Source organism: Agrobacterium sp. A3-95, assembly GCF_053521785.1.
Window position 1 is genome coordinate 49,853 of sequence record NZ_JBNWDR010000011.1, and the last position, 11,781, is coordinate 61,633.

The following is an 11,781-nucleotide window of genomic DNA, read 5'->3' on the forward strand; positions in this document are numbered from 1 at the left end:
ATATTGGAATGAATTCGATACCAAATCAGGAATGATAATGATGGAGCTGAACCAGGTAAGAGCCTTTCTTGTACTGGCTGAGGAGCTGCATTTCGGCCGCGCGGCCCAGCGTCTGAATGTCTCCCAGCCGCCGCTCAGCCGGCAGATCCGACAGTTGGAGGAGGAGATCGGAACGCAGCTTTTCGAGCGCACGAGCCGATCCGTGAAGATTACTCCGGCAGGCGAAGCGTTCCGCCGCGAGGCAAGGGAAATGATGGCGCGTAAGGATGCTGCCGTTGCTGCCGCCCTCAGCGCCGCCACACAACGGTCGGGCTCGGTGCGTCTCGGCTTTGTCGGCGCCTCGACCTACACCTTCCTCCCAAGGCTCGCCGAAGCGCTGGCCCGCCGCGCACCGTGGCTGCGGGTCGATTTTCAGGAGGCGACGTCTGTGGATCAGCTGGAGGCGCTGGCAGTAGAGCGGATCGATGTCGGGTTGATGAGGCCGGTGGAAGGGGTTGAAGCCTTTGAAAGCATGATCGCGCTCCGGGAACCGCTTGCCATCGCCATACCGGCCAGCCATCCGCTCGCCCAGCGCCGGGAGTTTCACGTCCGGTTGCTTGACGACCAGCCGCTTATCGGCTTCTCCACCGGCTCGCCCTATCTGAGGCACCGGATGACCGACGTCTTCAGGCAGGCCGGCGTGCGGCCGCGGATCATCCAGGAGTTTGCTCAATCCCAAGCGATCCTGTCGCTCGTATCGGCCGGCCTCGGACTGGCCGTGGTTCCCGCGGGAACGGCCAGCGCCAGTTTCGACAATATCGTCTTCCGGCAGCCGCGATGGGGCCGCGGTGACGAGGGCCGCTACAGCATTGACCTTGTCGGCGCATGGAAGCCCGGGACACGGAACCCGGCCCGGGCAACGCTGATTGAACTGATGCGTTCGCTTGCCAGCAAACGCTAGGACTCTTCCTGAAAAGCCTCTTCGCGCTTAGCCCTCAGGCTGGGCACCAGAACGAGTACGAGCAGAAGGACCGCACAACCGATCAGCGTAGCGCTGATCGGCCTCTGCAAGAATACCATTGGATCGCCATGCGATATCATTAGGGCGCGCCGCAGATTTTCCTCCAGCATCGGGCCGAGGATGAAGCCCAAGAGCAGCGGCGCGGGCTCACAGTTGAGCTTGCGCATCACGTAGCCGAGGGCGCCGAAGATCGCCAGCAGATAGATGTCGAACGTCGAATTGCTCAGGCTGTAGATGCCGATCGCACAGAAGGCGAGAATGGCCGGATAAAGGTAGTGGTACGGCACTGCGATCATCTTCACCCATAGGCCGATCAGCGGCAGGTTAAGAATGAGCAGCATGACGTTGCCGATCCACATCGACGCGATGATGCCCCAGAACAAGGCCGGCTGTTCCGTCATGACGGAAGGGCCCGGCTGGATACCCTGGATGATCATCGCACCTATCATCAGCGCCATGACTGGGTTGGACGGAATGCCCAGCGTGAGCATGGGGATGAACGAAGTCTGCGCGCCCGCATTGTTGGCCGATTCCGGCCCGGCCACACCCTCGATGGCCCCCTTGCCGAACCGCTCGGGATGCTTCGACAGCTTCTTTTCGACGGCATAGGAGGCGAACGAGGCGAGCATGGCCCCGCCGCCCGGCAGTATCCCCAAAACCGAGCCGAGGCCGGTGCCGCGCAACACCGGCGCGACCATCGACTTCAGATCCTCCAGGCTCGGCATGAGGCCGGTAACCTTGCCGCTCAGAACGGATCTGCCGTCCTCCTTGTCTCCGAGATTAGAGAGGATTTCACCCAGACCGAAAACGCCCATGGCCACGACGACGAAGTTTATACCCTCGATCAATTCCGGGAAATCGAATGTGTAGCGCATCAGGCCGGTATTGACGTCGGTGCCGACCATGCCGAGCAGCAGGCCGAGGACGATCATCCCGACCGCATGCAGCATGGAGCCGGACGCCAGCACCAGTGAGGCGACGAGCCCCAGCAGCATCAACGCGAAATAATCCGCCGGCCCGAATTGCAGGGCGACCTCCGCGAGCGGCGGTGCAAACAGTGCGATCAAAAAGGTGGCGATAGTCCCGGCTACGAACGAGCCGATGGCGGCTGAGGCCAGCGCCTTTCCGGCAAAGCCCTGACGCGCCATCTGATAACCATCGATCGCGGTCACCACCGAGGCGGATTCGCCGGGAAGGTTGACGAGAATCGCCGTTGTCGAGCCGCCGTACTGGGCGCCATAATAGATTCCGGCGAGCATGATGAGTGAGGACTCTGGCGGCAGGCCGAAAGTGATGGGCAGCAGCATTGCGATCGTCGCCGTTGGACCAAGGCCGGGCAGAACGCCGATCGCCGTTCCCAAAAAGACACCGATGAAACAGTACAGGAGATTGTAAAGCGTGCCAGCGGTCTGGAAACCGAGAAGAAGGTTGGAAAAGATGTCCATGATATCAGCCAAACACTGTGCCGAGGATAGGCATCGGTACGCCGAGTCCCCGGACGAAAAGCGCGACGCAGAGCGCGCAGAAAGCAACGAGCAGCGAAAGCGATTTCACCGAAAGTGAAAACCGCGTGCTGGCCATCGCGCTAAGGAGGATGAGGACGGGCAGTGCTATGGCAAGGCCCAGCAATGGCAAAAGCCAAGCGAAAAGGGCCGTGCCGCCGACGATGAGCGCGAAGCCTTTCCAATATATGGTCCTCAAGGGGCTCTCCTCACCGTCGTTGCCGATCATGAAGGCTCGCACTAGCGTGACCGCGCCGATGAAAAGCAGGATATATCCGAGGATGATCGGGAAGAAGCCGGCACCCATGTCCGTCATGGAGCCGAATCCGTAGTCATTGCCGATGAGCACGGCCGCTGCGCCGAACAGGGCGTAGAGAAGGCCTGTCAGAAACTCTTTCTGACTGAAGGGGCTGCTGTTCATGTGCACTCCGTAAATAAGGGACGCGGAAGGCGATATGCCCTCCGCGACGTTGGCGCGTCAGTTGACGGTTGCGCCGGATGCCTTCGCAGCCGCTTCCCAGTTTTTGATCTCGGAGGTGATGAAATCGGTATATTCTTGGGGGGTATTGCCTCCGACGATGTACCCCTTGCTTTCCAGCGACTGTCGCAGGGTCGGGTCGGCAAGAACGGCGACCATTTCCTTGTGCAGGCGATCAACGATCTCCTGCGGCAGGCCGGCCGGCGCGGATAAGCCTGTCCACGATACGGCGGAAAAGCCGGGATATCCGGATTCGGCAATGGTCGGCGCATTCGGATAAAGCGAATTGCGCTCGGGGCTTGCCACGGCCAGTACGTGCAGCCTTCCAGCCTGAATATGGGATAGCACCGCATCCTGGTTGATGAACATCATTGGAACCTGTCCGCCGAGCACGTCGGTGATGGCCGGTCCGCCGCCCTTGTAGGGAATGTGCTTGATATCGAGGCCGGCCCTCACCTTGAGCATTTCCATGGCCAGATGGCCTGACGCGCCATTGCCGGAACTGGCGAAATTGTACTTGCCCGGATTGGCTTTGATGAGTTCGATGAATTCCTTGAACGTTTTGGCAGGGAACTGCGGATTGACGACGAGGATATTAGGGCCGGCCGCAAACAGCGTGATATGGGTAAAATCCTTGACGCTGTCGAACGGCATCTTGGCATAAAGGCTTGGATTGATCGCGTTGGAGCCGACGCCGGTCAGCCCGATTGTGTAACCGTCCGGCTTGGCCCGCGACAGCAGCGACAAGCCAATATTGCCGTTTGCACCGGGACGGTTTTCCACGACCACGGTCTGCCCAAGCCGCTTGGACAGGGCCTCCGCCATGATGCGCGAATTGGCATCGCTGGTGCCGCCGGGCGGGAACGGTGCGATGAAAGTTATGGTGTTCGACGGCCATTCCTGCGCCATTGCATGCGATGGCGAAAACGCAGCGCCGGTGGCGCCCACAATCAGACAACAGGCTAGACCTGCAAGTGCCGTTCGTCTCGTGATGTTATAGGCCATTGTTCCTCCCATTGGCTTTGTAAGTGCTGCAAGTTGCGGCTCGGCTGCTGCACATCGTGCATAGCCGCCCCACTTCCTCCTCGTACTCATATTGCGGGAAGCATGCTGAAGCGACAAGATGGCGCATCGACCCACGCTGAATCCGTCTCATATTGTGGACGCCGACACTGTCCACGATTGGAAAAGTTCGTGAAAGCGTGCGAAATGAGTTGGTGGATTCGATCTTGCCTCAAATTATGAGAATGCAATCGCAGTGCACCACTTGCGGCGTCGGGCTCGCCATCGCCGCCTTTCGGGATTGAGAAATGGACGGAACGATTATGCCGAAGACAAACGCCAACGCGATGCTTATCGCGGTGGCCCTCAAGATCGGGGCGACATTCTGGATGGCGGCGACCGTTGCGGCAATCAAGCTACTGGGTGATACTGTGCCGCTCGGACAGGTGATATTTGCCCGCTCCGCACTGACCTTGCCTGTTCTTTTCGGCTTCCTGGCGTGGAGAGGAGGATTGCTGCGCGCCCTCAAGACGGCCGATCCGGTCGGCCACGCCTTCCGCGGAATGATTGGCGGGGTCGGCATGCTGTGCTGGTTTTCAGCCGTTCAAAGGCTCCCGCTCTCCGATGCACAGGCCATCGCCTTTGCGAGCCCCTTCTTCGGCGTGGTCCTCGCCGTCGTTATCCTTAAGGAGACGGTCCAGATCTACCGATGGAGCGCCGTAATCGTCGGGTTTCTTGGCGTAGCACTTATCCTGTCGGAACATATATTCGCGGTAAGCCTGACGGAACGAGATCCGATCGGCGGCTTGCTCGCCTTAACCTTTGCCGGGCTCGCCGCGTTGGCATCGATCCAGATCCGACGCATGAGCGGGCGAGAAACGCCGGAGACGATTGTGATCTATTTTTCGGTGGTTACCGCCCTGCTCGGCCTTGCAACCATTCCATGGGGCTGGATCGCCCCGGACGCCTATCAGCTTGCCATGCTGCTGTTCATCGGGTTTGCCGGCGGTGCTTCTCAAATGATGCTCACGCACGCGCTGAAGTATTCCGAGGCGTCGGTGCTTGCGCCTTTCGAATACCTCTCGATGCTGTGGGTCGTCATCTTTGGCGTTGTGCTTTTTGGCGAGATTCCATCTGCAATGGTCCTGCTCGGCTCCGCGGTCATCGTAGCGTCCGGCATCTTTGTAATGATGCGCGAACGCTCGCTGCGCAGGCGCGGAAAGCTATGACCGCCTGCTGTTCAGTCAGGGCCGATAAACGAGCAACTGGCCAGAGAGCGGCGCATTGTCCAGGACCTCGCGGGAGAGGCCGACGCGTGCGGAAGTGATAAACATGCTTTTCATATCCTCCCCCCCGAAGGCGAGCCCTGTTGGGCGCGGCACAGGCAAAGCCAGAACGTGATCGATATCGCCATCCTCCGAAATGCGGGCAACGCCCCAGCCGTCGTAAAGCGCGACCCACAGACGCCCTTTGGGATCGATCGCAATCGCCCTCGGCTCTCCTGATACCCGTGGGATACGGCTGAAGACCCGCGGCGATTTTGCCGGCGCCTGCAGCGAGTAAATTGTACCCTTGTGGGGATCGGCGGCAAACAGCACAGAAGCGTCCGGCGTCCACGCAAGAGCCTCGATCCGGCTGGCGAGCGTCCAGCCCTGTGATTCGTTGCCGCCTATCGGCCCCAGGCGGCTGCCTTCGCCATCCCGGATCGAGCGCCAAACAATGCCCGACGGGTGAGTTGCGGTTGCCAGGACCTCGACCTGTTCTTCTGCGACGACGCTCGGGCCGCCGCCGACCATCCGCGCCCGTTTCTGCTGTTGCCAGATGTCCATCACGCCCGATGAAAAGCTTGCAGCACTGATCGGGCCATCATGGGGCATGGAGTAGGATTTGAAGGATGCCGTTCCAGCCGCAAACACGGCCGGTCCCAGACGATCTGTCCAAAGCACAATCTTGCGATCGGTGTCCCAGGCGGGATCGCCGCCATAGAAGGCGAGCTTGGTCGAACGGGGATGGGCCATTGGATGCCCGGCCGCCACTGCCGCCGCATCGCCTCTTCCGCGCATTTGCGCGCCTATGTTTCTTGCCACCAGCGCGATCTCGGGGCCGAGCTGCTCGACCCTTTCGCTGGTGAGCCGCCAGATGGGACCGGCGACGCTTATTGCCGCGAACGGCTTGCCGCCCTCGTCAAGGATCGCTGCGCCAACGCATCGATTGCCGGCGATGATTTCTTCGTCTTCGATCGCATAACCGCGCTGCCGCGCCACGGCCAGATGCAGCTTGAGATGAGCAGGCTGCGTGATCGTATTAGGCGTAAAGCGTTCCAGCATATCGGAGCCGATTAGCCGCTCCACCTCACTTTCCTGCAGGAAGGACAAAATCGCCTTTCCCTGGCTCGTGCAATGCAGGGGCTTACGGATGCCCAACTGAGCTGCTGACCTCACGGCATGCGTTCCCTCGAATTTGCCGAGCGCCATCATCGCGCCGTCATGGGGCACCGCGAGATACGCGGTCTCGCCGGTCATATCCCGAAGCCGTCGCAGTTCGCCGCTTGCGATCGCGGCGAGATCCGGACCAGACCAGACATTTTGGGCGAGTTCAAGAAAACGATAGCCGAGCGTGTAGCCCTGGGCGACCGGGTCGAAGCGGAGATAGCCGTTGGCGGTGATGGCTGCCAGAATGCGGTAAAGTGTCGGTCGTGCCCAGCCGGTTTCGCGCGTCAGATGCTGGATGCTAACGTGACCGGGTGCCGCCCCGATAAGGTCGATAAGCTGGAATGCCTTGTCGATCAGCGCTGCGCCTTTGACCGTGTCCCTTTCAGGTTTTTCTTGCCATTTGCTGTCCATAGCGTCCTCGTTGTCCATACTGTGATACGGATATCTTGCATAATCCGTCTTCAACTTCAATTTCGTCCGCATGATGAGTATAAAGCTTTATCGACATGAATTTGGGTAGACCACGAGATGGACATGACGAAGGCCAGAAAATATCAGATCAAGCATGACATCGATGTCCCGGCATCTGTCATTGAGCGCTTGAAGCACTGCTCGAGCGGCTCGCTCACGACGGAGCTCTTCAAGAAGGGCTTGCGCCAGTGCTTCCTTGTCGGGCTGAAGCCGATGAACCCGGATGCGGTCAATTTTGCAGGCGAGGCTTTCACGCTGCGCATGATCCCCGCCCGCGAGGATCTGGATACGATCGACACGCTCAAGCCGCATCCGAACCCCGACAACCTGCAATGGGAAGCGGTCGAGAATATCGGCGCAGGCGAGGTTCTGGTCATCGACAGCCGCTTTGACCCGCGGGCCGCGTCCGCTGGCGCGATGCTGCCTACTCGGATGAAGATGCGTGGTGCGGCGGCCATCGTTACCGACGGCTCGTTCCGTGACGGGCAGGAACTGTCTAAACTCGATTTCCCGGCTTACGGTCAGATGGTCGTGGCGTCGACACGCCTCTCCTATCACCGCGTTGCCGACCTGCAAACACCGATCGCCTGCGCCGGCGTTGCCGTTTATCCTGGCGACATTATCGTCGGCGACGGCGATGGGATCACCGTCGTGCCGCGTTACCTAGCGGCGGAAATGGCCGACCTGTGCGAGCGCCGCGACGAACTAGAGAAGTACCTGTCGTATCGGGTGGGGTCCGGCGAACCACTCTATGGCGTCTACCCGCCCACTGAGCAGATCCGCGCCGATTTCCAGGCCTGGAAAGCGGCTGGCGCGAAACCTGAAGATGCGCCGACCCTGCGCGCGGAGACGTTATCATGAGCAAGCTAACGCCGGCACAGATGGAAAAGACGATCCGCGACTATTTTGCCGCCTGCAATGCCGCGGATTATCAGGGGCTGGTCGACAGCTTCACACCTGACGGAATCCACTACTTTCCGCCCGGACTGCCGGACATCCCGTGGCGGGGCGCAGACACCATTGCGCGAAAGTGGATCTGGTGCGTCGAGACGCTCGGCTCGCAGTGGACAATCGAGAAAGTCCTGTGCTCGTCGACTGAGCCAGAAGCCGTTATCGAGTGGACACATTGGAAGAACAAGGCCGGCACCGCGCTACGCGGAGACGAGTGGTACATCTTCGACGAGGACAGCGGGCGCATCAAGGAAATCCGCGCCTACTACGCCTCTCCTGCAGATTCGTCGGTGGCAATCGCGCAGCTTTACGATTTCGACTATGCGGCCAGAGGTTATCACCTGAAATCACCGTAATGCCTCCCAAGGCATTTTGTGCCCCTGCGCCACCGTAAGGTTGATCGGCGCGGGGGCAGCCTCGACACAGTCGGACACTTTTTTGCAATATTTAGGAGGAAGCGCCATGGGAGAGGCGACAGCCCCGCGTGCGGGGTTTTACAGATACATCACGCTCGCGCTCATCACGATCGTCCTGGCCTTCAGCACCGGCGACAGGGCAACTCTGTCTGTCGCCGGTCCAGGCATCACCAGTGAGCTCGGTATCAGCAAGATCGAACTCGGCTGGATATTTTCCGCCTTCGCATGGGCCTATGTCCTAGGCCATCTCCCGGCCGGCTGGCTGGTCGATAAACTAGGCGCCAAACGCACCGTGCTCTACGGCCTGATTTTGTGGTCACTTGCCACTTTCATGGCCGGCTTCGTAACGCATGTTGCCTTTCCTTTCATTGCGCTGCTTTGTCTGCGGGTGCTCCTAGGTATTTTTGAATCACCTGTAGGTCCGGCCTCGGCCCGCATTATCGCCGCATGGTTTCCGTCGAACGAACGCGGCATCGCGGGTGCGGTATTCAACAGCGCGCAATATCTTTCGCTGGCGATCTTCACGCCACTCATGGGCTGGCTGAATCACGTCTTCGGCTGGGAGCATGTCTTCACGGTGATGGGCTGCCTTGGGCTCGTCCTGGCGATCGTTTGGTGGGCCAAATATTTCGTCCCGACCAAGCATCCGAAGGTCACGAAAGCAGAGATCGCATACATTAAACAGGGTGGCGCACTCGTCGAACTCGGCGAGGAGGTTTCCGCCTCCTCCGGTTCGAAAGGTCCAACCGCCGGGCAGATCTTCGGCCTGTTCCGCAGCCGCATGCTCGTCGGCATCTTCATCGCACAATACTGCATCACCGCGATCACCTGGTTCTTCGTGTCCTGGTTTCCGACCTATCTCGTCGAAAGCGTCGGGCTGGATATTTTGAGCGCTGGTTTCGTTGCGTCAATCCCCGCCATCGCCGGCTGTATCGGCGGTGTCTCGACCGGCTTCTTTTCAGATTGGCTTCTGAAGCGCACCGGCTCACTCAGCATCGCACGAAAGACGCCGATTACCATCGGCCTGCTGCTGACGGGCGCGATGATCCTTTGCAACTTTGTCACATCCGAATTCGCCATCGTTTTCCTCATGTCGCTTGCCTTCTTCGGCAAGGGGTTCGGCTCTCTTGGCTGGACGGTGATTGCCGATACCGCTCCACGCGAGATCATCGGCGTCACGGGCGGCGTGTTCAACGCGATCGGCAACACCGCCGGCATCGTGACACCGCTGGTCATTGGCTATCTCGTCGCCGGTTCAGGGTCGTTTGCCAGCGCACTGCTCTTCGTCGGACTGCACGGCATGGTGGCGATATTCAGCTACTGGGTCATCGTCGGCCCGATCAAGCGCGCGGAGCTGCGCGTGCCACGCCCAGATGGCGTCTCAGGCACTGTTGAGTCAAATGCAAAGCCGGGCAGGATTTGAAGATGGGCCTGAAGATTAAAGCACCGCAAGATCTCAGAAGCGCGCGCTGGTTCGCCCAGGACGATTTCCGAAGCTTCAATCATCGCTCGCGCATGATGCAGCTGGGTCTTGATCTCGACGATCTTTCGGGCAAGCCGATGATCGCGATTATCAACACCTGGTCGGACATCAACCCGTGCCACGCCCATTTCCGCGAACGTGTTGAAGACGTAAAACGCGGCGTGTCGAAGGCGGGCGGCGTACCATTCGAGCTCCCGGCCATATCACTGTTCGAAAATCTTTTGAAACCCTCTGCCCTGCTCTTCCGCAACCTGCTGGCCATGGAAGTCGAGGAGATGGTACGCGCTTATCCCATCGACGGCGTCATCCTGATGGGCGGCTGTGACAAGTCGACACCGGGTCTGCTGCTGGGCGCGACCAGCATAGGCCTGCCGGCGATCTTCATCCCCGCCGGCCCCATGCTACGCGGCCACTGGCGCGGCAAGACGCTCGGCTCCGGTTCGGACGCGTTCAAATACTGGGACGAGAGGCGGCTTGGCACAATCGACGACAGGGACATCGCTGACATCACATCCGGGATCGCCCGTTCCTATGGAACTTGCATGACCATGGGGACGGCGAGCACGATGACGGCAATCGCCGAAGCGATCGGCATGACCATGCCGGGCGCGTCGTCCATACCGGCTGTCGATTCCGGCCATATCCGGATGTGCTATCAAGCAGGGCAGCGCGTGGTCGATATGGTCTGGGAGGATCTGACACCGGCGCGCATCCAGTCCCGCAATGCCTTTTTGAACGGCATTACCGTCGCAATGGCGATGGGCTGTTCCACCAATGCCATCGTCCATGTGCTGGCGCAGGCACGACGCGCCGGGCATGACATCACGCTCGACGATTTCGATCGGCTCAGCCGCGTCATCCCCGTCATCGCAAATGTGCGCCCGAGCGGCGATACCTATCTGATGGAAGACTTCCATTACGCCGGCGGATTGCCGGCCCTGATGAACCGTCTGCGTGATCATCTGCATCTCGACGCCATGACCGTCAGCGGAAAGACGGTCGGCGAGACAATTGCCGGTGCCGAGGTTTACAACGACGATGTGATCAGGCCCATCGACCAACCTATCTATGCCGAAGGCGCGCTTGCCGTACTGCGTGGCAACCTTGCTCCGGATGGCTGCGTCATCAAGCCGAGTTCCTGCGACACGCGGCTGCTGAAGCATACCGGCCCGGCGCTGGTGTTCGATGACTACGCCTCGCTGAAGGCGCAAATCGACAGCGACGACCTCGATGTGACGGCGGAGCACGTCATCGTGCTCCGCAACGCGGGGCCCTTAGGCGGACCCGGCATGCCGGAATGGGGCATGATTCCCATTCCAAAGAAGCTTTTGAAGCAAGGCGTGCGCGACATGGTGCGGATCTCCGATGCGCGCATGTCGGGCACGAGCTATGGTGCCTGCATCCTGCATGTTTCGCCCGAAAGCTTTATCGGCGGCCCGTTGGCCCTTATCCGGACCGGCGACCTGATAACGGTGGACGTTCCGGCAAGGACGCTGGAAGCCCTCGTTTCAGAAGAGGAGATGGCGGCAAGGCGCGAGCAATGGAATCCGCCAGCGCCGCGCTACGAGCGCGGCTACGGCTGGATGTTCTCGCGCCATATCCAACAGGCTGACAAGGGCTGCGATTTCGATTTCCTGCAAACATCCTACGGCCGTCCAAACGACGAGCCGGCTATCTACTGAGGGAGAGAAAGACATGCATTTCGCCGTGATTGCCCGCGATGATAAGGCTTCCGGAACACTCGATAAACGCCTCGCCTCTCGCGCGGAACACATGGACGGGCTGCGCGTGATGAAAGCCGACGGTCGTGTAGTCGATGGGGGTGCAATGTTGGACAAAGACGGCAACATGGTCGGTTCGGTCATGCTGCTGGATTTCGAGAGCCGCGCCGACCTCGATGCCTATGTCGCCACTGAGCCCTACCAGCGCGATGGCGTCTGGGGCGATGTGGAGATCATCGAAATGCGGCGCGTCGACTGGGACAAGCTAATGGGTGGAAACTGACCACCGCGCAACCGACACACGATCAAAATACAACGAACGAAT

General features: G+C 60.0%; 11 protein-coding genes. 7 read left to right on the forward strand and 4 right to left on the reverse strand.

Translation table 11 applies throughout. The annotated features are described in order from the left end of the window. The first annotated feature begins 37 nt into the window (after window positions 1-37). Entirely contained in the window at window positions 38-940 is a 903-nt protein-coding gene (locus ACQZ5Y_RS23920) for a LysR substrate-binding domain-containing protein (protein ID WP_162995347.1), read from the forward strand. Here the strand turns inward: ACQZ5Y_RS23920 and ACQZ5Y_RS23925 are convergent. Genes ACQZ5Y_RS23925 through ACQZ5Y_RS23935 form a run of 3 tightly spaced genes read right to left on the reverse strand, consistent with a single transcriptional unit; the run spans window position 937 to window position 3,985 of the window. Next, a complete protein-coding gene (locus ACQZ5Y_RS23925; protein WP_121557954.1) occupies window positions 937-2,445 on the reverse strand; it encodes a tripartite tricarboxylate transporter permease in 1,509 nt (502 codons plus the stop codon). The two genes, ACQZ5Y_RS23920 and ACQZ5Y_RS23925, sit on opposite strands and share 4 nt — an antisense overlap. Before the next feature lie 4 nt (window positions 2,446-2,449). Then, entirely contained in the window at window positions 2,450-2,923 is a 474-nt protein-coding gene (locus ACQZ5Y_RS23930) for a tripartite tricarboxylate transporter TctB family protein (protein WP_121557874.1), read from the reverse strand. 57 nt (window positions 2,924-2,980) lie between these two features. Next, window positions 2,981-3,985, reverse strand: coding sequence for a Bug family tripartite tricarboxylate transporter substrate binding protein (locus ACQZ5Y_RS23935; protein ID WP_121557873.1), 1,005 nt, complete (start codon window positions 3,983-3,985; stop codon window positions 2,981-2,983). Window positions 3,986-4,290: 305 nt separating this feature from the next. Here ACQZ5Y_RS23935 and ACQZ5Y_RS23940 point away from each other — a divergent pair, with 305 nt between their 5' ends. After that, window positions 4,291-5,211: a DMT family transporter gene (locus ACQZ5Y_RS23940; protein WP_121557872.1), complete on the forward strand. Its 921-nt coding sequence runs from the start codon at window positions 4,291-4,293 to the stop codon at window positions 5,209-5,211. Between the two features lie 15 nt (window positions 5,212-5,226). On the opposite strand, the gene ACQZ5Y_RS23945 is transcribed toward ACQZ5Y_RS23940, so the two are convergent. Further along, window positions 5,227-6,825: an IclR family transcriptional regulator domain-containing protein gene (locus ACQZ5Y_RS23945; RefSeq protein WP_174060392.1), complete on the reverse strand. Its 1,599-nt coding sequence runs from the start codon at window positions 6,823-6,825 to the stop codon at window positions 5,227-5,229. Between the two features lie 123 nt (window positions 6,826-6,948). Here ACQZ5Y_RS23945 and ACQZ5Y_RS23950 point away from each other — a divergent pair, with 123 nt between their 5' ends. The 5 genes from ACQZ5Y_RS23950 (at window position 6,949) to ACQZ5Y_RS23970 (ending at window position 11,739) form a co-directional block, all read left to right on the forward strand. Further along, window positions 6,949-7,746 carry an RraA family protein gene (locus ACQZ5Y_RS23950; RefSeq protein ID WP_233283742.1) on the forward strand — a complete coding sequence of 266 codons (798 nt, stop codon included), beginning with the start codon at window positions 6,949-6,951 and terminating at the stop codon, window positions 7,744-7,746. Beyond that, window positions 7,743-8,192 carry a nuclear transport factor 2 family protein gene (locus ACQZ5Y_RS23955; RefSeq protein ID WP_121557869.1) on the forward strand — a complete coding sequence of 150 codons (450 nt, stop codon included), beginning with the start codon at window positions 7,743-7,745 and terminating at the stop codon, window positions 8,190-8,192. The genes ACQZ5Y_RS23950 and ACQZ5Y_RS23955 overlap by 4 nt, the downstream gene beginning before the upstream one ends. Before the next feature lie 106 nt (window positions 8,193-8,298). Next, entirely contained in the window at window positions 8,299-9,675 is a 1,377-nt protein-coding gene (locus ACQZ5Y_RS23960) for an MFS transporter (RefSeq protein ID WP_121557868.1), read from the forward strand. Between the two features lie 2 nt (window positions 9,676-9,677). After that, window positions 9,678-11,417 (forward strand): L-arabinonate dehydratase, encoded by a 1,740-nt coding sequence (gene araD, locus ACQZ5Y_RS23965; protein ID WP_121557867.1) that lies wholly within the window; start codon window positions 9,678-9,680, stop codon window positions 11,415-11,417. A gap of 13 nt (window positions 11,418-11,430) precedes the next feature. Further along, window positions 11,431-11,739 carry a YciI family protein gene (locus tag ACQZ5Y_RS23970; RefSeq protein WP_121557866.1) on the forward strand — a complete coding sequence of 103 codons (309 nt, stop codon included), beginning with the start codon at window positions 11,431-11,433 and terminating at the stop codon, window positions 11,737-11,739. The last annotated feature ends 42 nt before the right edge of the window (window positions 11,740-11,781 follow it).